The organism is Streptomyces tubercidicus (genome assembly GCF_027497495.1).
GTDB classification, from domain to species: Bacteria; Actinomycetota; Actinomycetes; order Streptomycetales; family Streptomycetaceae; genus Streptomyces; species Streptomyces tubercidicus.
Genome location: NZ_CP114205.1, coordinates 3209837 through 3233332, shown reverse-complemented (window position 1 = coordinate 3233332; position 23496 = coordinate 3209837). Strand labels below are relative to the sequence as shown.

Annotated in this window: 19 protein-coding genes; 12 read left to right on the top strand and 7 right to left on the bottom strand. The window is 72.0% G+C overall.

The features are described from left to right. Window positions 1-91: 91 nt before the first annotated feature. From STRTU_RS13785 to STRTU_RS13770, 4 genes are all read left to right on the top strand, one after another. A complete protein-coding gene (locus STRTU_RS13785; protein ID WP_159743808.1) occupies window positions 92-1255 on the top strand; it encodes an acyl-CoA dehydrogenase family protein in 1164 nt (387 codons plus the stop codon). A gap of 190 nt (window positions 1256-1445) precedes the next feature. Beyond that, window positions 1446-3035, top strand: a complete 1590-nt coding sequence (locus STRTU_RS13780; RefSeq protein ID WP_159743807.1) for a 4-coumarate--CoA ligase family protein — start codon at window positions 1446-1448, stop codon at window positions 3033-3035. Next, entirely contained in the window at window positions 3032-3802 is a 771-nt protein-coding gene (locus STRTU_RS13775) for an enoyl-CoA hydratase family protein (RefSeq protein ID WP_159743806.1), read from the top strand. The genes STRTU_RS13780 and STRTU_RS13775 overlap by 4 nt, the downstream gene beginning before the upstream one ends. After that, a complete protein-coding gene (locus STRTU_RS13770; protein ID WP_159743805.1) occupies window positions 3790-4413 on the top strand; it encodes a TetR/AcrR family transcriptional regulator in 624 nt (207 codons plus the stop codon). The genes STRTU_RS13775 and STRTU_RS13770 overlap by 13 nt, the downstream gene beginning before the upstream one ends. 378 nt (window positions 4414-4791) lie before the next feature. On the opposite strand, the gene STRTU_RS13765 is transcribed toward STRTU_RS13770, so the two are convergent. Then, entirely contained in the window at window positions 4792-5895 is a 1104-nt protein-coding gene (locus STRTU_RS13765) for a citrate synthase 2 (protein ID WP_174878861.1), read from the bottom strand. A 476-nt stretch (window positions 5896-6371) separates the two neighbouring features. Between STRTU_RS13765 and pdxH the strand changes: the two genes are divergently transcribed. Next, window positions 6372-6995: a pyridoxamine 5'-phosphate oxidase gene (pdxH, locus tag STRTU_RS13760; RefSeq protein ID WP_159746918.1), complete on the top strand. Its 624-nt coding sequence runs from the start codon at window positions 6372-6374 to the stop codon at window positions 6993-6995. A gap of 470 nt (window positions 6996-7465) precedes the next feature. Further along, a complete protein-coding gene (locus STRTU_RS13755; RefSeq protein WP_159743803.1) occupies window positions 7466-8995 on the top strand; it encodes a PAS domain-containing protein in 1530 nt (509 codons plus the stop codon). 91 nt (window positions 8996-9086) lie between these two features. Here STRTU_RS13755 and STRTU_RS13750 read toward each other — a convergent pair whose 3' ends face one another. Next, the gene (locus STRTU_RS13750; protein ID WP_159743802.1) at window positions 9087-9854 is read right to left on the bottom strand and encodes an SIS domain-containing protein; all 768 of its coding nucleotides are present in this window, start codon (window positions 9852-9854) and stop codon (window positions 9087-9089) included. Between the two features lie 185 nt (window positions 9855-10039). On the opposite strand from STRTU_RS13750, the gene STRTU_RS13745 reads away from it, so the two are divergent. Both STRTU_RS13745 and STRTU_RS13740 read left to right on the top strand, forming a co-directional pair. Beyond that, window positions 10040-10732 (top strand): iron-dependent transcriptional repressor DtxR, encoded by a 693-nt coding sequence (locus STRTU_RS13745; protein WP_018089633.1) that lies wholly within the window; start codon window positions 10040-10042, stop codon window positions 10730-10732. Between the two features lie 497 nt (window positions 10733-11229). Continuing rightward, window positions 11230-12105, top strand: a complete 876-nt coding sequence (locus STRTU_RS13740) for an alpha/beta fold hydrolase (RefSeq protein ID WP_159743801.1) — start codon at window positions 11230-11232, stop codon at window positions 12103-12105. Window positions 12106-12179: 74 nt separating this feature from the next. Here the strand turns inward: STRTU_RS13740 and STRTU_RS13735 are convergent, their stop codons facing one another. The 4 genes from STRTU_RS13735 to STRTU_RS13720 form a co-directional block, all read right to left on the bottom strand. After that, window positions 12180-12806 carry a hypothetical protein gene (locus tag STRTU_RS13735; protein ID WP_174878860.1) on the bottom strand — a complete coding sequence of 209 codons (627 nt, stop codon included), beginning with the start codon at window positions 12804-12806 and terminating at the stop codon, window positions 12180-12182. Window positions 12807-12996: 190 nt separating this feature from the next. Further along, window positions 12997-14634, bottom strand: coding sequence for a transporter (locus STRTU_RS13730; RefSeq protein ID WP_159743800.1), 1638 nt, complete (start codon window positions 14632-14634; stop codon window positions 12997-12999). Further along, window positions 14631-15512: an ABC transporter ATP-binding protein gene (locus STRTU_RS13725; protein ID WP_174878859.1), complete on the bottom strand. Its 882-nt coding sequence runs from the start codon at window positions 15510-15512 to the stop codon at window positions 14631-14633. Before STRTU_RS13725 ends, STRTU_RS13730 begins: the two co-directional genes overlap by 4 nt. Window positions 15513-15641: 129 nt before the next feature. After that, window positions 15642-16313 (bottom strand): bifunctional DNA primase/polymerase, encoded by a 672-nt coding sequence (locus STRTU_RS13720; protein ID WP_159746915.1) that lies wholly within the window; start codon window positions 16311-16313, stop codon window positions 15642-15644. 450 nt (window positions 16314-16763) lie between these two features. On the opposite strand from STRTU_RS13720, the gene STRTU_RS13715 reads away from it, so the two are divergent. Together STRTU_RS13715 and STRTU_RS13710 are read left to right on the top strand one after the other, a co-directional pair. After that, on the top strand, window positions 16764-18158 hold the full coding sequence (locus tag STRTU_RS13715; protein WP_159743799.1) for an NsdA family TPR-like regulatory protein: 1395 nt from the start codon (window positions 16764-16766) through the stop codon (window positions 18156-18158). A gap of 235 nt (window positions 18159-18393) precedes the next feature. Next, window positions 18394-20346 (top strand): hypothetical protein, encoded by a 1953-nt coding sequence (locus tag STRTU_RS13710; protein WP_308789374.1) that lies wholly within the window; start codon window positions 18394-18396, stop codon window positions 20344-20346. A gap of 100 nt (window positions 20347-20446) precedes the next feature. Here the strand turns inward: STRTU_RS13710 and STRTU_RS13705 are convergent, their stop codons facing one another. Beyond that, complete coding sequence (locus STRTU_RS13705) at window positions 20447-21793, bottom strand: ABC transporter substrate-binding protein (RefSeq protein ID WP_159743798.1); 1347 nt, start codon at window positions 21791-21793, stop codon at window positions 20447-20449. 171 nt (window positions 21794-21964) lie between these two features. Between STRTU_RS13705 and STRTU_RS13700 the strand changes: the two genes are divergently transcribed. Both STRTU_RS13700 and purU read left to right on the top strand, forming a co-directional pair. After that, on the top strand, window positions 21965-22423 hold the full coding sequence (locus STRTU_RS13700) for an SCO4402 family protein (RefSeq protein WP_159746913.1): 459 nt from the start codon (window positions 21965-21967) through the stop codon (window positions 22421-22423). A gap of 32 nt (window positions 22424-22455) precedes the next feature. Continuing rightward, window positions 22456-23349, top strand: a complete 894-nt coding sequence (gene purU, locus STRTU_RS13695; RefSeq protein ID WP_159743797.1) for a formyltetrahydrofolate deformylase — start codon at window positions 22456-22458, stop codon at window positions 23347-23349. The last annotated feature ends 147 nt before the right edge of the window (window positions 23350-23496 follow it).

The window sequence follows — 23496 nt, the reverse complement described above, 5'->3', positions numbered from 1 at the left end:
TCCTTGGGAGCCACGACTGGCAAGCCGCCATGAGCCACATCCGGCCCTCCCGGGCCGACTAACAACTTACGGAGCCGTCATGAGCAGTGCCATGAGCAACCCTGTGATCGAGACCGAGGAACAGCGCGCCCTGCGCGACGCCGTCGCCGCGCTCGGCAAGCGCTACGGCCGCGAGTACGTCACCCGGGTCGTGGCCGAGGGCAAGCACACCGACGAACTGTGGGCGGAGGCCGCCAAGCTGGGCTACCTCGGCGTCAACCTCCCCCAGGAGTACGGCGGCGGAGGCGGCGGCATCGTCGAACTCTCCCTCGTCCTGGAGGAGCTGGGCGCGGCCGGCTGCCCACTTCTGATGCTGGTCGTCTCGCCCGCCATCTGCGGCACCGTCATCGCCCGCTTCGGCACCGAGGAGCAGAAGCGGACCTGGCTCCCGGGCCTCGCCGACGGCTCCCGCAAGATGGCCTTCGGGATCACCGAACCCGACGCCGGCTCCAACTCGCACCGCATCACGACCACCGCCCGCAAGGACGGCAGCGACTGGGTCCTCAACGGCCGCAAGGTCTTCATCTCGGGCGTCGACATAGCCGATGCGACCCTGATCGTCGGCCGCACCGAGGACGCCCGCACCGGCCGCCTCAAGCCCTGCCTGTTCATCGTCCCGCGCGACACCCCCGGCTTTGGCCACACCCCGATCGCGATGGAACTCTCCGCCCCGGAGAAGCAGTTCGAACTGACCCTGGACGACGTACGGCTGCCCGCGGACGCGCTGGTCGGCGACGAGGACGCCGGGCTGCTCCAGCTGTTCGCCGGGCTCAACCCGGAGCGGATCATGACCGCCGCCTTCGCCCTCGGCATGGGCCGCTATGCCCTCGGCCGGGCCGTCGACTACGCCCGCACCCGCCAGGTGTGGAAGGAGCCCATCGGCACCCACCAGGCTCTCGCCCACCCGCTCGCGCAGGCCCATATCGAGCTGGAACTCGCCCGGTTGATGATGCAGAAGGCGGCCCACCTCTATGACGCGGGCGACGACCTGGGCGCGGGCGAGGCCGCCAACATGGCGAAGTACGCGGCGGCCGAGGCCGCGGTGCACGCCGTCGACCAGGCCGTCCACACCCTCGGCGGCAACGGCCTCACCCAGGAGTACGGCCTCGCCTCGATGATCACCGCCGCCCGGGTGGCGCGGATCGCCCCGGTCAGCCGCGAAATGATCCTCAACTTCGTCTCGCACCAGTCCCTGGGGCTGCCCAAGTCGTACTGAGGGCGGCATGCTGACCGCTGCGGGCCGGGGCGGCCCGCCCCGGCCGACGCGGCGGCGCCGCACCCGCCCCGCACTGCACCCGCCCCGCACTGCACCCGCCCCGCACTGCACCCGCACCCCACTGCACCCGCCCCGCACCGGCCCCGCCCGCCGCACCCCGCCGTACCCCCGCCGAAGGGAAGGCCCAGGCATGGTGTTCCACGTGTTCCACAGCGAGTACGCCGACGTCGCGCCCGTAGAGCTGCCGATCCATGAGGCCGTCCTGGGGCGGGCCGGGGAGTACGGCGACCGGCCCGCACTGGTCGACGGCCTCGACGGCACCACCCTCAACTACAGCGAGCTGGACCACATCAGCCGCCGGATCGCCGCCGCCCTCACCGCGTCCGGTGTCCGCAAGGGCGATGTGCTGGCCCTGCACAGCCCCAACACCGTGCTCTTCCCGGCCGTGTTCTACGCCGCCTCGCGCTGCGGGGCGGCGGTCACCACCGTCCATCCACTGGCCACCGAGGGCGAGTTCACCAAGCAGCTCCAGGATTCCGGGGCCCGCTGGATCGTGACCGTATCGGCGCTGCTGGACACCGCCCGCGCCGCCGCCGGGCAGTCCGGCGGCATCGCCGAGATCCTCGTCTGCGACCGGGCCGAGGGCCACCGCTCGGTACAGGACCTCGTCGCCTGCACCGACCCGGAACCGGCCGTCACCCTCGACCCGGCCCACGATCTGGCAGCCCTGCCCTACTCCTCCGGCACCACCGGCACCCCCAAGGGCGTGATGCTCACCCACCGCAGCATCGCCACCAACCTCGCCCAGCTCGCCCCACTGGTCTCCAACGGCCCCGGCGACCGGGTACTGGCCGTACTGCCCTTCTTCCACATCTACGGGCTGACCGCCCTGATGAACGCCCCACTGCGCAACGGCGCGACCGTCGTCGTCCTGCCCCGCTTCGACCTGCGGCAATTCCTCGCCGCCATCGAGCAGCACCGCATCACCTCCGTCTATGTCGCACCCCCGATCGTCCTCGCCCTCGCCAAACACCCCCTGGTCGCCGACTACGACCTCTCCTCCCTGCGGTACCTGGTCTCCGCCGCGGCGCCCCTGGACGCGGACCTTGCGGCGACCTGCTCCAGGAGGCTCGCCCTTCCGCCGGTCCTCCAGGCGTACGGCATGACCGAACTCTCGCCCGGCACCCATTGCGTCCCCCTCGACGCACCGAACCCGCCACCGGGCGCCGTCGGCAAGCTGATTCCCAATACGGAGATGCGGCTGGTGTCCCTGGAGACCGGTGCGGACGTGGGGCCGGGGGAGAACGGCGAGATCCTCATCCGCGGCCCCCAGGTCATGAAGGGCTATCTGGGGCGGCCCGCCGAAACCGACGCGATGATCGCCCCCGACGGCTGGCTGCACACCGGCGACATCGGACGCGCGGACAGCGACGGCTGGCTGTATGTCGTCGACCGCGTCAAGGAGTTGATCAAATACAAGGGCTATCAGGTCGCCCCCGCCGATCTCGAAGCGCTGCTGCTCGCGCATGACGCGATCGCCGACGCCGCGGTCATCGGTGTCCTGGACGAGGACGGCAACGAGGTGCCCAAGGCGTTCGTGGTGCGGCAGCGGGGGGCCGGCCTGAGCGAGGACGAGGTCATCGCGTACGTTGCCGGCCAGGTCGCCCCGTACAAGAAAGTGCGCCGCGTGGAATTCCTGGCCGCCGTGCCGCGCGCCACCACCGGAAAGATCCTGCGGCGCGAACTACGCGCCAGGGAAAGGAGCTCGACGCCCCGATGACCGACGCCGCCGCCACGACCCTGGTCCCGCGCTCCCACGAACGCGGTATCACCACCCTCACCCTGGACTCCCCGCACAACCGCAACGCCCTCTCCACCCGTCTGGTCGCCGAACTCCACCAGGCCCTCACGGACGCCGCGGCCGACGACGCCACCCGCGCCGTCGTCCTCACCCACACCGGCGGCACGTTCTGCGCCGGCGCCGACCTCTCCGAGGCCACCTCGGGCACCGCGAAGGACGGCCCGCTGGGCCTGGCCAGGTTGCTGCGCGCCCTCGTGGCGCTGCCCAAACCGGTCGTCGCCCGGGTCACCGGACACGTCCGGGCCGGCGGCCTCGGTCTGCTCGGCGCCTGCGACATCTCCGCGGCCGGCCCGGACGCCACCTTCGCCTTCACCGAGGCCCGGCTGGGCCTCGCCCCCGCCGTCATCTCCCTGCCGCTGCTGCCCCGGCTGGACCCGCGGGCCGCCGGCCGCTACTACCTGACCGGCGAGAAGTTCGACGCGGCGGAGGCGGCCAGGATCGGCCTGATCACCCTCGCCGCCGACGATGTCGACACCGGCCTCGCGCCCGTACTGGACGGCCTGCGCAAGGGTTCGCCCCAGGGCCTGGCCGAGTCGAAGAAGCTGGTCACCACACAGGTACTGGCCACCTTCGACCGCGACACCGAGGCGTACGCCGAACAGTCCGCGCGACTCTTCGGCTCCGCCGAGGCCCGCGAGGGCATGACCGCCTTCCTGGAGCGACGGGCCCCGGCATGGGCGCGCTGACCCCCGCCCGCGGCCCCAAACAGCCCCAGCAGGAACGCAGCCGCGCCACCCGCCTCAAACTGCTGGAGGCCGCCGTCTCCTGCCTGGCCGAACGCGGCTGGAGCGGCAGCACGGTCGCGGTGGTCGCCGAACGGGCCGGCGTCTCCCGGGGCGCCGCCCAGCACCACTTCCGCACCCGCGAGGACCTCTTCACGGCCGCCGTCGAACACGTCGCGGAAAAACGCCAGAACGCCGTCAAGGCAGTCGCCCACAACCTGCCGCCGGCCGGCTCCGTCGCCCGCACCTGGATCATCGTTGAGGAACTGGTCGGCCTCTACACGGGCCCCCTCTTCCGCGCCGCACTCCACCTGTGGGTAGCCGCCTCCGACGAGCCCCCACTACGCGACCGCGTCACGGCCCTGGAGGCCCGCGTAGGCCGCGAGGCCCACCGCACGGCCGTCGCCCTCCTGGACGCCGACGAATCGGTCCCCGGCGTACGCGAAACCGTCCAGGGCCTCCTCGACATGGCTCGCGGCCTGGGCCTGGCCAACCTCCTGACGGACGACTCGACCCGCCGAGCAAAGGTCGTCGAGCAGTGGGCAAAGGTAATCGACGACCTCCTGGCAACGTAGGGCCGCCCTTAACCACAAGCCGTACCCGACCAGCCAGCCGCACCCCCACCGGCCTCTTTCCCACCCACCCACGGGAGGGGACGGGCCGGAGGGGTAGGGGTGTGGGGCTTTGCTTCCGGAGGCTTCAAAAAAGAGCAAAGGCGGAGCGCAGCGGAGCGTAAAGCGAAGCAGTCCCACACCCCTACCCCGGAGGCCCGTCACCGCACCCCGACAGCCCCGCGCAGCGGACCCGCGCAACGGCGAGCAACAACCACGGCGGGACAGCCGAAAACGCGGGCAGAACGCAAAGCGCAGCGGACCGCACCGCGAAGCGGGCAACAACCGGCGAGCAACACCCACGGCGGGACAGCCGAATACGTGGGAAGGCCCCGAAACCGCTTAGCGCGCCGCCAGCCCCTCATACCCGGCAATCTCCCGCGGCGCACGCGCAGCGGGCCCCACATACCGGGCCGACGGCCGAACCAGTCGGCCCGTCCGCTTCTGCTCCAAGATGTGCGCGCTCCACCCCGCCGTACGGGCGCAGGTGAACATCGAGGTGAACATGTGCGCCGGGACCTCGGCGAAGTCCAGGACGATGGCCGCCCAGAACTCGACGTTGGTGGCCAGCACCCGGTCGGGGCGGCGGCTGCGGAGCTCGTCCAGCGCGGCCTTCTCCAGCGCCTCGGCGACCTCGAAGCGCGGTGCGCCCAGCTCCCGCGCGGTGCGCCGCAGCACCCGTGCGCGGGGGTCCTCGGCGCGGTAGACGCGGTGGCCGAAGCCCATCAGCCGGTCGCCCCGGTCCAGCCGTTGGCGGACGTAGGCGGCGGCGTCGCCGGACCGCTCGATGTCCTCGATCATGCCGAGGACGCGGGAGGGCGCCCCGCCGTGCAGCGGCCCGGACATCGCGCCGACCGCACCGGACAGCGCGGCCGCCACATCCGCACCGGTGGAGGCGATGGCGCGGGCGGTGAAGGTGGAGGGGTTCATGCCGTGCTCGGCGGCCGAGGTCCAGTAGGCGTCGACGGCCTTGACGTGCTGGGGGTCCGGCTCCCCGCGCCAGCGCCGCATAAAGCGCTCGACGACGGTCTCCGCCTTGTCGATCTCCTTCTGCGGCACCATCGGCAGGCCCTGCCCACGGGCCGACTGGGCCACGTACGACAGCGCCATCACCGCGGCGCGGGCGAGGTTGTCACGGGCCGTCTGCTCGTCGATGTCCAGCAGCGGCTGGAGGCCCCATACGGGCGCGAGCATGGCGAGCGCCGACTGCACATCGACCCGGATGTCACCGGAGTGCACCGGGATCGGGAAGGGCTCCGCGGGCGGCAGCCCGGGGTTGAACGCCCCGTCGACCAGCAGCCCCCAGACGTTTCCGAAGGACACCTTTCCGACGAGGTCTTCGATGTCGACACCGCGGTACCGCAGCGAACCGCCTTCTTTATCCGGCTCGGCGATCTCCGTCTCGAAAGCGATGACTCCTTCGAGTCCGGGTACGAAGTCGGACATCAGGCAGCTCCTCAAGATGGGGGCGGCAAACGGTCCGTGACCGGCTGCCGTGCGGTCGAGTCTCTGGTGCGGTGCCGGTGCGGCTCCGCGGCTGCGTCGGCAGCTCGCGGTCCGTACCGGTCACCCCGGTGATGCCCCGCCAGGGCGTGGGTCACGCGACGGTCTTGCCCGTAGTGGTCGGGCCGCGGGCGGCGCCGCGGTGTGGTGCGGTGTGGTGCGCCCCGTCAGGCCGGACGGACACGATAGCTCTCCCCGCCCGGGGCCCACAGGGGGTCTGGCCTGATTGTGGCGGGTCCCTCACCTGCGCGGACGGGTGCGACCCGCACACCGGTCGATCTGCCGTCGGGAGGGTTACGGCCGGTCGACGGCGGGGAGACTTCCGCCCCGCCCGGCTGACCGGGTCAGACCGGGTGTTGCAAGATGAGGCCGTGCACCCAGCCGACGCGCCTCATGCCGAGACCCCCGATCCCTCCTCCATGCGGGCCCATTACCGCGCCGAGGGACTCGCCGAGTCCGATCTCGCCGCCAGCCCGTACGACCAGTTCGCGCGCTGGTTCAAGGACGCGACGGTGGCCGGTCTGCACGAGCCGAACGCGATGGTCGTCTCGACGGTGGACCCTGCGGGCCGGCCGAGCTCGCGGACCGTTCTTCTGAAGGCGTTCGACGACCGCGGCTTCGTGTTCTTCACGAACTACAACAGCCGGAAGGGGCGAGAACTGGCCGACAATCCGGCCATCTCGCTGCTGTTCCCCTGGCATCCCCTGGCCCGTCAGGTCGTGGTGACCGGCGCCGCCGAGCGCATCGGCCGGGACGAGACCGCCGCCTACTTCCGCACCCGCCCGCACGGCTCCCAGCTGGGCGCCTGGGCCAGCGACCAGTCCGCACGGGTCGCCTCGCGCGAGGAACTGGAGCGCGCCTACGAGGAATTGGCGGCCCGCTACCCGGAGGGCGAGCAGGTGCCGGCCCCGCCCCACTGGGGCGGCTACCGGATCGCCGCCGAGACGGTCGAGTTCTGGCAGGGCCGCCTCAACCGGCTGCACGACCGGCTGCGCTATGTGCGGGCGGGCGACGGCTGGAGCGTGGAGCGCCTGGCGCCCTGAGGGCGGCGCCGGGTGGGACGGGCGGTGGCGCAGGGCCGTACGCGGTCCGCGCCCGCCTCGTATGCACACGCAGACGCCCCGCAAACGCAGACGCCCGCACACGCAGACGACCCGCGGGCTGCCTCCTCCGCGCTCGATGGCGCGAAGGGCCGGTCGGACGAACCGGCAGCCCGCGGGTCGGGTGACTGCTTGGGATTGGCCGGCTGCGCATCTGCAGTATGCGCTGGTCCGGCGCTGCACTTCGGTGAAGCGACGGGCCGCTAGCCCGCAGCCACCTCACGCGTCCGGTGCGAAATCATTGGCCGAACCACCTCCCTTCTCGTGTGCTCCACAGATTAGGAAGCTGTCCAGCCGCACACAAGGGAATTTCCCGTTGGCAACGATTTCCGCGAATCGGGTGTGTGCTGTGTCACGTTCCAGTTGAATGTTCCCAGGTGGAGCATGTGTGGCCGCGTTCGTGAGGGGTGCCAGTGACTGCTTCGTCAGCTTCTTCCGCCTCGTCGGCCTCGGCGCGCTGTGCCGCCGACGAGACCGAGGACTCCGGTCTGCTCGCCGCGCTCCTGGACGGTATGGACGCCGCCCTGGTCGCATTCGCCGCGGACGGCACGGTCACCCACTGGAACCACGAGGCCGCACGCATTCTGGGCTGGACCACCGCCGAGGCCGTCGGCCGTACGGGCCTGACCGGCTGGGCGGTCCGCAAGGAGGACGCCGACGGGATCGAGGCCGTACTGGCCGCCGCCATGCGCTCACCGGGCCGCCAGGTCCATGAGTTCGCCCTGCTGACCAAGGACGGCCACCGGGTGCTCGTCCGCACCCAGTCCTCCGCGGTCCGGGCCCCCGGCGGCCGGGTCGCGGGGGTGTATTGCGCCTTCAGTGAGGTGCACACCCAGATGGATCTGGAGCGGTCCATCGCCCTCAGTGAGGCGCTGTTCGAGGACGCGTCCTGGGGTGTGGTGCTGATCGACGCCGATCTGCGGCCCGCGGTCGTCAACGCGCACGCCGCCCGCGCCCTGGGCGTCGGGCGCACCGCCCTGTTGGGCCGCCCTCTGGGGGAGCTGCTGGCGCAGGGCGTCGAGGAGCTGGAGTGCGCGCTGCAGCATGTCCTCGCCGAGGGCGCGCCGCCGGCCGTCGCGGAGCTGTGGGTGACGCTGCGCTCCGAGGAGGCCGCGGTGCCGCGCCGGTGCTGGCGCAGCGGCTTCGTCCGGCTGGCCTCCCCGCTGGCGGAGGAGCCGGTACCGCTCGGCGTGGCCTGGCTCTTCCAGGACGTCACGGACGCCAAGCGCGCCGAACAGGAGAACTCCCTGCTGCGCTTCCGTGCCCAGCAGCTGCACCGCGCCGGGCGGGCGGCCGCGGACTGCCCCGACCCGGCCGAGGCCGCCGCGGTCCACCTCGACTTCGCCCTGGCGGGCTTCGCCGACCACGGCCTGGTCGATCTGGCCACGACACCCGCTCCGGCGGCGTTCGGAGCGGTCGCGGGGGGCGATGCGCTCGATGCGTACGAGGCGGAGGGCGGGGCGGGCGTTGAGGGCACGACGGGCGCGGTGGGCGGTGCCGGGCCGGTGTCCGGTGCCGGGGACGTCGCTGCCGCCGGTGCGGAGGCCGGGCGCCGTACCCGAGCGGGCGCGCCCCGTCTGGTGCGGGCGCTGGCCTCCCCGGCGGGTTCGCCCGGACCGTCCGGGGCGCTGTCGGCGACCGGCATTCCCGCGCCCTATGCGCCGGGCCATCCGGCGCTCCAGGCATACGAGCGGCGCGGTTCGGTGCGTACCAGCGCCGGGCCCGCCTCACCGGAGGGCTGGGCGGCCGCCCGTCATTGGCCGGACGGCACGGTGCACGGGCTGTGTGTGGTGCTGTGCAGCCGCGGCCGCAGGCTCGGCGTCGCGACCTTTCTGCGGGCGCCCGCGCGCCGCCCGTTCGACCGCGCGGACGCGGACTACGCCGAGGAGGTCGCGGCCCGGATCGCCGCGGCCCTGGACCTCGCGGGCGCGGCCTCACGCTGAGGTCCGTCTTTCCGGCCTACCCGGCCTCCGCGGACCTGCGCACCTGGGACCGCCCACCGCCCCTCACTGGCCCGTAGAAGATCCGGTCTCCTCACTGCCGGTAGAAGATCCGGTCCGCGTAGGCGCTCATCACCCCGGCGTTCCAGTCGTGGCCGCCGTCGACGTTCCCGGAGCGCAGCAGCGGCGGCTCGATGCCCCGTTCGGCGAGTGTGCCCGCGGCCGTCGCCACTACGGCCTGCATGATCGCGCTGGTGACGACGGTGGAGGCGGGGGCGAACGGCGCGTCGATGCCCGGCAGCGTCAGCTCCGCGTCGCCGACCGGGATCCGGCTGTCCAGCACGAGATCGCAGTGGTCCTTGAGGAAGTCCCCGGAGGCGTGCCGGGAGGTGGTCGCGTCCGCGTACGCCACGGACGTCACGCCGATGACCTTGATGCCGAGTTCACGGGCGTGCCGCGCCATTTCGACCGGCAGCGCGTTGCGCCCGGAGAGCGAGATGATCACCAGGACATCGCCGCGCTCCAGCGGGCTGGTGTCCAGGACCGCCCCGGCCAGCCCGTCGACCCGCTCCAGCGCGCTGCCGAGGGTCGCGGGCCGCACGTCCACGCCGACCACGCCCGGGACGGACAGCAGATTCATGATCGCCAGGCCGCCCGCGCGGTAGACCGTGTCCTGGGCGGGGAGCGAGGAGTGCCCGGCACCGAAGGAGAAGACCCGGCCGCCCGCCGCGACGGTGTCCGCGATCAGCGCTCCGGCGGCGGCGATCCGGTCGCCCTCCTCGTCGCGGACCCGCCGCAGCAGGTCGATCGCGGCGTCGAAGAACTTCCCGGCCAGCCGGTCGCTCCGGTCGCTCTCAGCCATGGCCGCGGGCCCCTCTCATCGGATCTCGGCGTATTTGATCAGTGGCGCGGATCACGTTGCGGTCTGGACCACTGCCCTGTCAATACGGCCCGGAACCTCCGGTGCGTGGACGAGGCGGCACCGTTGTCAGTGGGATGCGTCAGAATTGAGTTCAGGGCCACCGCACCACACATCGAGGGGCACGCATGTCCGGACTGATCGACACCACGGAGATGTATCTCCGCACCATCCTCGAACTGGAAGAGGAGGGTGTGGTGCCCATGCGCGCCCGCATCGCGGAGCGGCTCGAACAGAGCGGCCCGACGGTGAGCCAGACGGTGGCGCGCATGGAGCGAGACGGCCTGCTGCAGGTCGCGGGCGACCGGCATCTGGAGCTGACGGAGGAGGGCCGGCGGCTGGCGACGCGGGTGATGCGCAAGCACCGCCTCGCCGAGTGCCTGCTCGTCGACGTCATCGGGCTCGAATGGGAGCAGGTGCACGCCGAGGCGTGCCGCTGGGAGCATGTGATGAGCGAGGCGGTCGAGCGCCGCGTCGTGGAACTCCTGCGGCATCCGACGGAGTCCCCGTACGGCAACCCCATCCCGGGCCTGGAGGAGCTGGGCGAGAAGGCCGGCGGCGACCCGTTCCTGGACGCCGGGATGGTGAGCCTGATGGATCTGGACGCCGGGGCCGACGGGAAGACCGCCGTGGTGCGCCGGATCGGTGAGCCGATCCAGGCGGACGCCCAGCTGATGTACACGCTGCGGCGCGCCGGTGTGCAGCCGGGCGCGGTGGTGAGCGTGACGGAGTCGCCGGCCGGCGTGCTGGTCGGCAGCAGCGGTGAGGCCGCCGAGCTGGACTCCGAGATCGCCTCACATGTGTTTGTAGCCAAGCGCTGACATCAGTTTCGGCTGGTTTCCTTTTCGCACACTCCGCCCGAACTTCGCCGCCGAGCCCGCTGAGCTGCGCTGATGCGCCGTTCGGCGGGCTCGGTAAGTTCTGTCCCGCTGAACGGACTTGTGCGAATCCGTGCGATACGGCCGGTCTCGTGCCACCCTGACGCATGGCCATGCATCGGCCTGTCCTGGCCAGGGAGGGGGCTCGGATGCATCCACATATTCGGGAGACAGCCAGGGCCCCGGCGCTGCGAGCAGCCGGGGCCCTGCCTCCCCATGTCCCCCACCCAAGACCCGGAGCCCCGAGCTCCCAGGGTCTTTCCCCACAGGCCCCCTTCCCGGTGGGGCCCGCCTCCCGGCAGATGTCTCCCCCTGGCGGGCGCGGCCAATCCCTGAGCGAGGTCACTCGAACGAGGGGTGTTCCGCGCCGGAACGGTACGTTCGAATAGGGGTTCGATAGTGTGGAGCTGCTCAAGGGACGATTGGGGGTGCCAGGGCACATGGTGCGGCGCATCGATGTAGCAGGAGCAGGCGGCGTGCGACTCGCCGCCTGGGAGTTCACCGACCCGCCCAAGATCGGCGGCGGGCTGGAGGAGGGCGAGCAGCGGCCGGGCGTGCTGCTGCTCCATGGCCTGATGGGGCGCGCCTCCCACTGGGCGGCCACGGCACGCCGGCTGAGTGCCCGGCACCGCCCGGTCGCGCTGGACCAGCGGGGCCACGGCCGCAGCGAGAAGCCCGCCGACGGGCCGTATGACCGCGAGGCGTATGTCGATGACGCCATCGCCGCCATCGAGCAGCTCGGCCTGGCCCCGGTCGCCCTCGTCGGGCATGCCATGGGCGCCCTGACGGCCTGGCAGTTAGCTGCCCGGCGCCCGGATCTGATCAGTGCGCTGGTCATCTGCGATATGCGTGCGTCGGCGCTCGGGGCGGCCTCGCAGCGCGAATGGACCGAGTGGTTCCGGTCCTGGCCGGTGCCGTTCGCGACCCTCGCGGATGTCCGTAAGTGGTTCGGCGAGGACGATCCGACCCTGGAGCGGCCCAGACCCGCCCGCGGCGAGTTCTTCGCCGAGGTGATGGCGGAGCGCGCCGACGGCTGGCGGCCGGTCTTCTCCCGCCGCCAGATGCTCAGCGCCCGCGAGACCTGGGTGCATGACGCCCACTGGGAAGAGCTCGCCCAGGTGCCGTGCCCGGCCCTCGTGGTCCGGGGCCTCGATGCCGAACTCGGCCGCGCCGAGGCCCAGGAGATGGTCCGCGTCCTGCCCCGCGGCGCCTACGCCGAAATCCCCGACGCCGGCCATCTCCTCCCGTGGGAACAGCCCGACGCCTGGTGCGCCGCCATCGAACCGTTTCTCCAGGGGGCCACGATGCGGGGGTAGGACGGCCGGCTGTGCGATGACCGCCGGCCGCGGAGCGCGGACTGCCGTGGGCCGTCCACCGGCATGCCCTCGGCTCAGCCCGCGTCGTCGAACTTCCAGATCAGCGGGGAGCCGCTCCGGCCCTCACCCGCCCAGTGGACCTCCAGGGACTTCGCGCCCTTGGGGATCATGTAGGTCTGGCAGATGGTGTGGCTCTGCCCGGCCTTCCAGTTCTCGATGTCGAAGGTGTCCTCGCAGCCCCGACCGTCCTCGGCGGCGCCGATCAGCAGACCACCGCGCTGCCCGTCCGCGTAGATCTCGGACTCGTCGGCCACGTCGGGCGATTGCTTGACGACGCCGCCGCCCTTGTGTGTGTACTTCACCCATGCGGTGGCCGCCACCAGGCCCTTGGCCCGTTTCGGGTCCGAGACCAGTTTCCTGGTCTCGGCCTCGGTGCTCACCTGAAGCTTCTGCGCGGCAACCTCGTAAGTGATGGTCCCGTTCTCTTCCTTGAACTTCCCCGTACCGCCCTGACCGGGCTTCAGTTCACCGCTGTCCGCCGGGGGCGACGACTCCTTCTCCGCCTTGGGCACCTTTTCCGTCCTGGGCGCGTCATCGGTCGCGGAGGCCGTCTTCTTGTGTCCGCCGCAGGCGGTCACTGCCAGCGCCAGCACGGCGACGGGCGCGGCGGCGCGCAGCAAAGCGGTCTTCTTGTGCAGCACAACGTTCTCCTGCCGGACGTTCCCCCCGCCGCCTCACACAGTTCCCTTGTGCGTGCGAACGGCTGTGCCCGCGGAGCATAGGAGTCGGCTTTCGCATTGTCGAAACCTGGGAGGGAGCGGCGCGTGGGCCCCGTCGTCCGGTCTGTGGACCACCCCACGACGAGGCCACCGCCGCCCGTCCGGCGCCTGCTCAGCCCTTGCTGACGGCCGCCAGAATCTCCGGCAGCCGCCGTGCGACCCGCGGCGCCGCCAGCCGCAGGCCCAGCTCCGCGACGCCCAGGCCGTAGACCACACCGATCGGCAGGAGTATCCACAACAGGCTGTGCAGAGCGGCGACATGGAGCCAGATCGTCAGCCCCAGCAGCGGTGCGCACAGCACCGCGCCCGCCACGACCCCGCCGAAGAGGCTGAACCAGGCGATCGCGCCCTGCCCCGGTGCGACGTTCTTGTTGCCCTCCGAGGGGATCGAGTACGGGAAGAACACCGAGGACAGCGCCCCGGTGGCCAGCAATGCGCCCAGCACCGCCAGCGAGAGCCCGTACACCTCCAGGAAGGCCGACCACGGGCCGATGAGCGCGGCGCTGCCGATGACGACCAGGGTGACGTACGGGATGGCCACCAGAGACAGGGCCAGCGCGCGGGCCCGCAGCTCCTGGTAGGCGTCCCTCGGGGTGGCGATCGTCGAGGCGACCATCCAGAACGCCGAGGTGTCCTGCCCGAATTGGTTGTACATCTGCATGCCGAGCAGCGTGGCCACCGAGAACGCGGTGTAGATGCTGCCGTTGCCCTGCAGGGACGAGATGACGGGCACCAGCAGTCCGGCGGCGAGCGCGGTCGCCCATGACATCTTCGACTTGGGGTCGCGCCATCCGTCGCGCAGCGTGCGGAGGATGACCGTGCCGGTGCGCCCGTGCGACAGCAGCCGCGCCAGGCCCCGTTCGCCGCCGCCGGCCCGGCGTGCGCTGTCCTTCTCCACGGCCTGGAGGGTGGAGGAGTCCGGGGACGTCATCAGGGCGGTCAGGGTGCGCTGCCACCACCACAGCAGCAGGACCAGGGCAAGTACCGTCAGCCCCAGGCCGGCCAGCGCCCGCCCGTAGGCCCCGTGTGCGGCGTCGTCGACGGCGCCCACCGCCGAGACCGGCGGTATCCAGCGCAGGATGTCGCCCAGCGGCTCCAGTACGGCCAGGCCGTCCGACCGCCCCAGCTTCTGGGCGGCGATATTGACGCCCTGGGCGCCGATGGCGATGAACAGACCGCTCAGCACGGCGAGATCGCGGCCCCGCCGGCTGGTCAGCAGCCGCACCGAGGCCGTGGCGACCGCACGCGCCAACGACACACACACCAGCACCACCAGGACCACGGCCACCACGCCCACGGCGACGGAGGCCGCCCCGTCCGCGACCGCGATCACCGAACCGGTCACGAACGCGAGGGTGACGACCGGGCCGATGCCGACGAGCGAGGTCACCAGCAGCGAGACGATCAGCGGCCGCGGCCGCAGCGGCAGCATGACCAGCCGGGTCGGATCGAGCGTCTCATCGCTCGCCGGGAAGAACAGCGGCATCGCCGCCCAGCCCAGGGTGAGGATCCCGGTCAGCAGCACCACCAGCGCGCCGACATGGGCGTTGCCGCGCAGCGCTGTCAGCCCCACCACGACACCCGAGGCGAACAGCAGGCCCACGACGACGGAGGCGACATACGCCAGCGTGCGCCCGGTCGACCGGCGCAGCCCGTTGCGCAGCAGCGTCAGCTTCAGCCGTACGAAGACGGCGGTCAGGGACGGTGCGGCGGCCGGTGGTGCGGCCACCGCGGCGGATTCGGTGCTCATCTCGCGCCACCGCCCAGCCAGTCCAGGTTCGCTCCCGCGCCCCGGTCACCCGCGCCGACGAGTTCGAGGAACGCGTCCTGCAGTGAGGGCGCCGCGCCGCGCACCTCCGCGAGCGGGCCGTCCGCCCGGATCTGCCCGGCTGCGATCACCGCGACCCAGTCGCAGAGCGACTCGACCAGCTCCATCACATGGCTGGAGAAGATCACCGTCGCACCGGAGGCGGTGTAGCGTTCCAGTACGCCGCGGATCGTCTGCGCCGACACCGGGTCGACGCCTTCGAAGGGCTCGTCGAGGAAGAGGACCTCGGGGTTGTGCAGCAGCGCCGCCGCCAGCCCGATCTTCTTGCGCATACCGGTGGAGTAGTCCACCACCAGCTTGTGCTGCGAGCCGGACAGATCGAGCACGTCCAGCAGCTGAGCGGCCCGCTTGTCGACCTCGTCGCCCGGAAGGCCGCGCAACCGCCCTATATAGCCGAGGAGTTCGCGGCCCGACAGCCGCTCGAAGAGCCGCAGTCCCTCGGGCAGCACCCCGATCCGGGACTTGATGGACACCGGGTCCCGCCAGACGTCGTGCCCGACGATCTCGACCAGCCCGGCGTCCGGCCGCAGCAGGCCCGTCACCATGGAGAGGGTGGTGGTCTTACCGGCGCCATTGGGACCGACCAGCCCGATGAAGCGGCCGGCCGGCAGCGTCAGATCGATGCCGTTGACGGCGATCTGCTCGCCGAACTTCTTCCACAGGCCCTGGATGCGGACGGCGGGCGGACCGGCGGCGCCACCCCCGGGGGCCGTGGCCGGCCCGCCAGGAGTAGTGACCGTGGTGTGCTGCGGCGGCGCGGACGCGCCCCGCTCCTCGATGTGTTCCGGCTCGTTCGCCACCGGTCCTGCCCTTCGACGTCCCCGCAGGGGCCGGTCCTGACCCCCGTCGGCATCCCACGATACGGGCGGATTCCGGGACGGTGTGGTCCTGTGGACAACCGAGGGGAAGAGGAGGGGACCGCTCCGGGTTCAGCGTGCCCGGACCGCGACCGCGTCCCGGGCGCAGGCGTAGGCGAGCGGGCTGATCAGCTCCTCCGCGTCCGGCAGCCAGCGGTTGGCGGAGGTCGGGCGGCGCGCCCACTGCACCGAGCCGTGCGCGCCCACCCGGGTCGGCGGGGCGGCGATGTACTCGCCCTCGCCGCGGCAGATCAGATCGAGTGCGGCCGGTGCCCAGCCCAGTGCGCGTACGAGGGCGGGCACCTTCACCGAGGCGCCAGGGAGGACGAGGAAGAGCATCCGGCGGCCGGGGGTGCGGGTGACCGGTCCGAGCGTCAGCCCCATCCGCTCCATACGGGCCAGCGCCAGACAGCCCGCGGTCTCGGGCACGTCGAGCGCCTCGAACGTCCGGCCCGTGGGCAGCAGGATCGAGGCGTGCGGCTGCTTGTTCCACATGCGGCGGACGGCGGTCGCGCTGCCGCTGGCCTGTCCGGCCCAGCCCGGCCCGGTCGGATGCGCGCCGGGTGCCGCGCAGTCGGCGGCGCCGCATGAGCAGCGCGGTGTCTCACCGTCGTGCTCCAGCCATGCGCCGGGGAACACGTCCCAATGCCGTTCCTCCGCATAACGCACCGCAGTGTCGAGCAGCGGTTCGCCGCGCTGCAGGGGAATGTGCGGGGCTCCTGTGACTCCGATGGTCTCTTCCACGGTGAGGACAACTTCCGCCGTCACCAAGGGTTACGGCTCAGGGGTGAACCCCCCGGCGCATCGTTCTCGCACGTGGGGCGCATGGGTGCACCGGTGGGGGCGCGTGTGCGGCGGGGGCCCGAGGAGCGGGTAGCCACCTGCCTGACGGGCGGAGGGACCGCCCGGCGGCAGTCCGCGGTGCACCCGGGGGAGCCCGGCACGGCGGCGCCGCGATCTGTGCACGGCACCGCGCGGCCTTCCCCACCCGTGAACGGCACTTGGCATCGAGGACGCACCGGACAGGGCGCACCACCGCTCACCACCGGCGCTCGCTGCGGAGCGCATATCACACCGATCCCTCCTATCGCGCATATTCGGGATCTCTCGGATATCCGGCATATTCCTGGGGAATCGATCACGGGGAACGGCGTTCGACGGTGAACGCACAGCGGTACAGCAGGGGGTACAAGCATGGCCGCCAGGCCACTCGTCGCACGGCAGCCCAACGAACGGCTGCAGGCGCTGATTCAGGAAGCCGCCTGTTCCAACGCGGGGCTCGCCCGCCGCGTCAACATGTGCGGTGCGGAGCACGGTCTCGACCTCCGCTACGACAAGACCTCCGTTGCCCGGTGGCTGCGCGGCCAGCAACCACGGGGCCGCGCCCCGGCGGTCATCGCGGAGGCGCTGGGGCGCAAGCTGGGGCGCACGGTCACCATCGACGAGATCGGGATGGCCGACGGCAAGAACCTCGCGTCCGGTGTGGGGCTGCAGTTCTCACCGACCGTCCTCGGGGCGATCGAGCAGGTCTGTGAGCTGTGGCGCAGCGATGTCGGTCGGCGCGACTTCCTCAGCGGCTCCACGGTCGCGGCGTCCGCCCTGGTGGAGCCCAGCCGCGACTGGCTGATCACCGGGGCGGACACCCAGGTCGCCCGGAACGCCGGTGCCCGGGTCGGGATCTCGGACGTCGAGGCGGTCCGCGCGATGACCACGGCGCTCGGCGAGCTCGACCACCGTTTCGGCGCCGGGCATGTCAGACCGGTCGTCGTGCACTACCTCAACAGCGTGGTCTCCGGGTTGCTGGCCGGTTCGTACCGTGAGTCCGTGGGGCGCGAACTCTTCGCCGCCGTCGCGCGGTTGACAGAACTGGGCGGCTATATGGCCGTCGACACCGGCCAGCCGGGCCTCGCCCAGCGCTACTACATCCAGGCGCTCCGGCTGGCGCAGGCCGCCGGTGACCGCGGCTACGGCGGCTATGTGCTCGCCGCGAGCATGAGCCATCTCGCCGCCTCGCTCGGCAATCCACGGGAGATCGCCCAGCTCGCCCGCGCCGCGCAGGAGGGCGCCCGTGGTCATGTCACCCCGCGCGCGGAGGCGATGTTCTGCGCCGCGGAGGCGCGCGGGCATGCGTTGATGGGCGACGGGCGGGCCTTCCAGACGGTGGCCGGCCGGGCGGTCGCCGCCCTGGAGCGCGCCGAAGCGGCCGCCGACGCGGGCGACGACCCCGTCTGGATCGCCCATTTCGACCAGGCATACCTGGCCGATGAACTCGCCCACTGCCACCGGGATTTGGGGCAGCCCGGACCCGCCGCGCAGCAGGCGCAGGAGGCGCTGGACGGCCATCCGGACGGCCGGGCCCGGCGCCGGGCCATCGGTCTGCTGCTGCTGGCCGGTGCCCAGGCACAACAGCGCGAGGTGGAGCAGGCCTGCCATACGGGCAACCAGGCGGTCGAGCTGCTGAGCGGACTGCGTTCGGATCGTGGCGCGGAGTATCTGGAGGACTTCCAGCTGCGTTTGGAGCCGTATCGGGACGAACCGGTGGTGCGGGAATTCAGTGCCCGACTGGAGCTGCGGGCCACGGCGGCGTGAGCACCGTATGTGCTGGCCAGGGCGGCGTGAGCGACGTCTCAATACAGGGACAGGGCCTGCTTTGTCGTGCCGCGCCGGGTTTGTCAGGGGGTGCCGGGCGGTCCGGATGACCGGGGCCGCCGGGGTGTTCCGGGGGCGGGCAGGGGCGGTGACCAGGCGACGTGGTCGAACGTTGCTGCGACCCGGTAGCGTGCAGCCGACGATTCCGTAGGTCTGCACGTTGGTAGGAGTCACGGTGACGCAGAGCGGACAGGGCCACGACCCGCAGAATTCTGCGGCCGGTCCCGCGCGAGAGGGCATTGTGCTGCCCGCCAACGGTGAGCCGTGGGTGCCCGACCAGCAGGCCGCGCCGCCGGCCGGCCAGCCATGGGGCCAGCCCTGGGGCCCCGGCCAGCAGGCCGCCCCCGGCCCGCAGTCCTACGACGAGGCGACCGCCCAGGGGCAGCCCGCCCAGGGGCAGCCCGCCCCGCAGCAGGGCTACGGCCAGAACCCGCAGCAGGGTTACGGGCAAGAGCCGCAGCAGGGTTACGGCCAAGAGCCGCAGCAGGGTTACGGGCAAGGCCCGCAGCAGGGCTACGCCCCGGCGCAGCCGTCGACCCCGCAGGGCCTGCTGCCGCAGCAGTCGCAGGGTGGCGGTCAGGGCTTCCCGCCGCCGCCCCAGGGACAGCAGTCGGCCGCACCGGCCATGCCGCCCTCGGCGCCGCCGCAGGCGCCCCAGCAGCAGCCCGCCGCCCCGCAGCCGCAGCCCGGCTTCGACGCCGAGGCGACGGCGCTCCTGCCGCCCAGCGCACAGCCCGGCCAGGGCGCGCCCGGCGCACTTCCCCCCGAGGGGCAGCAGCCGTACGGCCAGCAGCCCCCGCAACAGCCGTACGGGCAGCAGGCCCAGCAGCCGCAGCAAACCCAGCAGCCGCAACACCACTACGGGCAGCTGCCCCAGGGCCAGTCCGGAGAGCTGGTGCGGGCGACCCCGCAGACCGGTGCGCCGCTGCCGCCCGCCACGGACGACGCGGCGCCCACCGCGCTGATACCACCCATCGGTGGCACGTCCGGCGGCCCCGGCGGCCACGGCGGCGCGCCGCTGCCGCCCGAGACGGCCTCGCGCCCCGAGACGCCCGACGAGTCCACGACCATGCTGCGCGCGATCAAGCCGACGCAGGGCGGGTCCCAGGGCCGCCCGATGCCGCAGTCCCAGCCGATGCCCGGCGCCCAGGGCGCGGGCGACGGCGAGGCCACCCAGCTCATCCCCCCGGTGGGCGCCGGTGCGCCGCCCCCGCCTCCTGGTGCGTCGTACGGCGGGCACCCCGGCGCGCCCGGCGACCGTCCCACCCCGTCCGAGTTCGACGGCCTGTTCCGCGACGGGCCGGGCGGGCCCGGTCAGGCCGGACCGGCCGCCGCCCCGGACTCCACCGCCCAACTGCCCCGTTTCGACGATCAGGGCGGCCCGCCGTACGGGCAGCAGAGCCAGGGCTATGGACAGCAGTTCCCGCCCGGCGGCAACTACAGTCAGCGGCCCACGTTCGACGATGACGGCGGCAGCGGGCGCCGTCGGCTCCCCCCGCTCGCGATCGTCGGCATCGTCATCGTGGCGCTCGCGGGCGCCGGCCTCGGCCTCGGCTGGGCGCTGAGCGGCGGCGGCGACAGCGAGGGCACCGCGAAGAAGCAGGGCTCCGGTGCCGACGCGACCAAGGAAGCCAAGGACCCGGAGAAGCCGAAGTCGACGCCCAGCACCGATCCGGCCGAGAAGCAGGCCAAGGGGCTGGACGCACTGCTGGGCGACAGCAACAACAGCCGCTCCTCGGTGATCAATGCCGTCAACAGCATCCGGTCCTGTGACAACCTCGGCGGCGCGGCCAAGGACCTGCGGGCCGCGGCCGGGCAGCGCAACAACCTGGTGAAGCGGCTGCAGCAGCTGCCCGTGGACAAGATCCCGAACCACGCCCAGCTGACCGCCGCGCTGACCAAGGCGTGGCAGTCCTCGGCGTCCGCGGACAACCACTACGCGGCCTGGGCCGGACAGGTCGGCGGCAAGAAGGGCTGCCACAAGGGCAAGGCCCGCAACACCGGACAGACCGCCCAGGGCAACACGGCCAGCGGTCAGGCGACCGTCGCCAAGAGGCAGGCGGCGCAGATCTGGAACCCGCTCGCCAAGAAGTACGGCCTGACGGAGCGCCGCCCCGAGCAGCTCTGACCGGGTCCGGGCGCCAGGCCGGGCGCCACCGGGCCACCGCCCGGCGTACCCCCGCTCGGCTGTCCGCCCGCTCGCTGACGCCCGCTCGGCCGCCGCCCGCTCAGCTGTCCGCGCGCCGCCGTTCCAGCGTCTTGGTGACGTTCACAAAGCCGTGCTGGGCGGCGACCAACTCGCCGTCCCGGACGACCTGGTAGGTCACCGTCCCGTTCACGATGCGGGGGAAGTCCTGGACGGCGAGCATGTCGTCCTCGCGCCAGCTCAGCTTCGGGGTCAGCCCGCCGGTGTCGACGGCGCGGTCACCGCTGTCCAGCGCCGTCTGCAGGGAGTGCGGGGTGATGTCCTCGACGCCCTTGTCATCGAGCTGCTCGATCATCGAACGCAGCACGGTGTAGGCGATCCAGGTCGTCTGGACGCCCTGGTCGGCGGGGTCGATGCGGTTGTCGTTGAACGCGAAGTCATGGATGACCTTGCGCATCGGTGCCCAGCGCGAATCGCCGGCAACCGGATACCAGCCGGTGATGTCCGCGCCTTCGAACGGCCCGGATCTGCCGCCCGTACGGTTTACCAGCGCCTGGCCGACGCTGCCCAAGACGGAGGCGACCCGCACCTTGGGGCTGTCTTCCTGGAGCCGCCGGAACGAGTCGAAGAACACATCGGTGTGATCGCCGAGCGAGGCGGTCACACAGGAGCCCTCCGCTTTACCGCCGGCTTTCGACGTGCCGTACACGGCCGGGTCGGCGCCCACGCCGTCCAGGGCGCGGTTCACCTCGGACGAGTAGTCGGTGCCGTCCTCGGGCGCCTTGATGTCCTTGGCCGGGTGCCGACTGCCGCTCTCCAGTCCGGAGTTGAGCAGGGACGGCATCTGGTCGCCCTGGATGGTGTCCGGGCGGACCAGCGCGACGCGCCGGCAGTCGCGCGCCAACTGGCGGCCGTTCCCGGCGAGCAGCGAGGCCTGGCCGCCGTTGACGGGGTAGGACAGCGGGCTCTCGAACTCCTCGTCCGAGGCGCCGTAGCCGCCGATGAAGGGGATGCCCTTGACCTCCAGCGGCGACATGAACGCGCGGCCGAACTGGCTGTAGGAGCCGACGACGGCGACCGCGCCGCGGTCCACCGCGCGCTGGGCGCACTGTGCGGCGGCCACCGAGTCATTCTGCTCGTTGCAGGTCAGCACCCGTAGGTGGTGGCCCCTGATGCCGCCCCGGGAATTGACCCAGCGGGCGTAGGCCTGCGCCATGGCCGGCATGCCCGGCATATTGGTCGCCTTGGTGTCCTCGGGAGCCCAGGTCATCACCGTGATCGGGTCCTTCTCCCCGGAACCGCCGGAGACTCCGGGGAGGGAACCGCAGCCCGAGAGCAGCGACGCGATGACCGCCGTACATGCCACTGCCGCACCGACCGCGGGCGCCTGGGCAAAGGGGCGGGGGGAGGAGCGTCGCCGTCCGGTCATGACACCGCAGCCTTCCGTCACCCCAGGAACGGGTGAGTGACGACAAGGCAACGGATGGTGGCGTGAAGGTGAACTCCGGGGGGCTGCGCGAGATCGTCCGGGCGGAACGTACGATCCAATACTGTGCAAGGTTCGGAGAAGTCTTCCCGTCGCGGCCGCCGCTCGACCACCATGGGCGGTATGCCACTCAACGACATGCCGTGGTGGCGCTGGCGCAGCAATGTGCGTTCCGCGCTGCACATGCTCTCCGACCCCGTCTTCCAACAGGAGACCTGGCTGGCCGGCCGTCCCGGATACGGAGATGTCACCGACGCCGTCTACCGGCTCGTCGAGGACACCTGGCTGGACAACTGGTCCGCCGAGAAATACGTCGGCACGATCTTCCGGGACGCCCAGGAAGCCCAGCTCGTCGATGTCGCCGTGCTGCGTGTGCTGCGGATCATGCACCAGGTCGGTGCGGACGCCCCGGTCACCGCGTACATGGCGCACCAGGGCTGGCCGGAGGCCGTACGGGCGGCCCGTGAGGCCCATGTGCAGCTGGCCGCGGCGGACGGGGAGGACCCCGAGGCCGCGCCGCGCTCGCTGGAGGTGCTGGCCATCATGACCGGTCAGGCGGACGCCCCGGCCTGACCTGCTCCGCAGGTGTGCGACCCTATGAGGTCATGAGCGAGTCCCAGCCCACCACCCAGTCCGGTCCGCACGATCGGAACGATCAGTACGTCCTCACCCTGTCCTGCCCGGACAAGCAGGGCATCGTGCACGCCGTGTCCAGCTACCTCTTCATCACCGGCTGCAACATCGAGGACAGCCAGCAGTTCGGCGACCACGACACCGGGCTGTTCTTCATGCGGGTCCACTTCAGCGCGGACAGCTCGGTGAGCGTCGACAAGCTGCGGGCCAGCTTCGCGGCGGTGGGTGACTCCTTCGGCATGGACTGGCAGATCCACCGGGCCGACGAGAAGATGCGGGTCATCCTGATGGTGTCCAAGTTCGGGCACTGCCTCAACGACCTGCTGTTCCGCTTCCGGATCGGCGCGCTGCCGGTGGAGATCGCGGCCGTGGTCTCCAACCACACGGACTTCGCCGAGCTGGTCGGCTCGTACGACATCCCCTTCCACCACATTCCGGTCACCCGCGACACCAAGGCCCAGGCCGAGGCGCGGCTGCAGGAGCTGGTGGCGGAGGAGAACGTCGAGCTGGTGGTCCTCGCCCGCTATATGCAGGTGCTCTCCGACGATCTGTGCAAGGCGCTGTCCGGCCGGATCATCAACATCCACCACTCCTTCCTCCCGAGCTTCAAGGGCGCCAAGCCGTACCACCAGGCGCACGCCCGCGGCGTGAAGCTCATCGGCGCCACCGCGCACTACGTCACCGCCGACCTCGACGAGGGCCCGATCATCGAGCAGGAAGTCGAGCGGGTCGGCCATGACGTCACGCCGGACCAGCTCGTGGCGATCGGCCGCGACGTCGAGTGCCAGGCCCTGGCACGGGCCGTGAAGTGGCACAGCGAGCGCCGGGTACTGCTGAACGGCAGCCGGACGGTCGTTTTCGCGTAGGCGCGTGCGGGCGGGCCGGGGCGGCCTGGCCGCTGGGCCCGCCGCCCGGCCCGGCCGCCGGACCCGCCGCCCGGGAATACCCTCCACCCCCGTCCCGTTGTGGCCCCGAGGGGGCGTCCGGCCCCCCTACGGGATCCGTTCGACGCC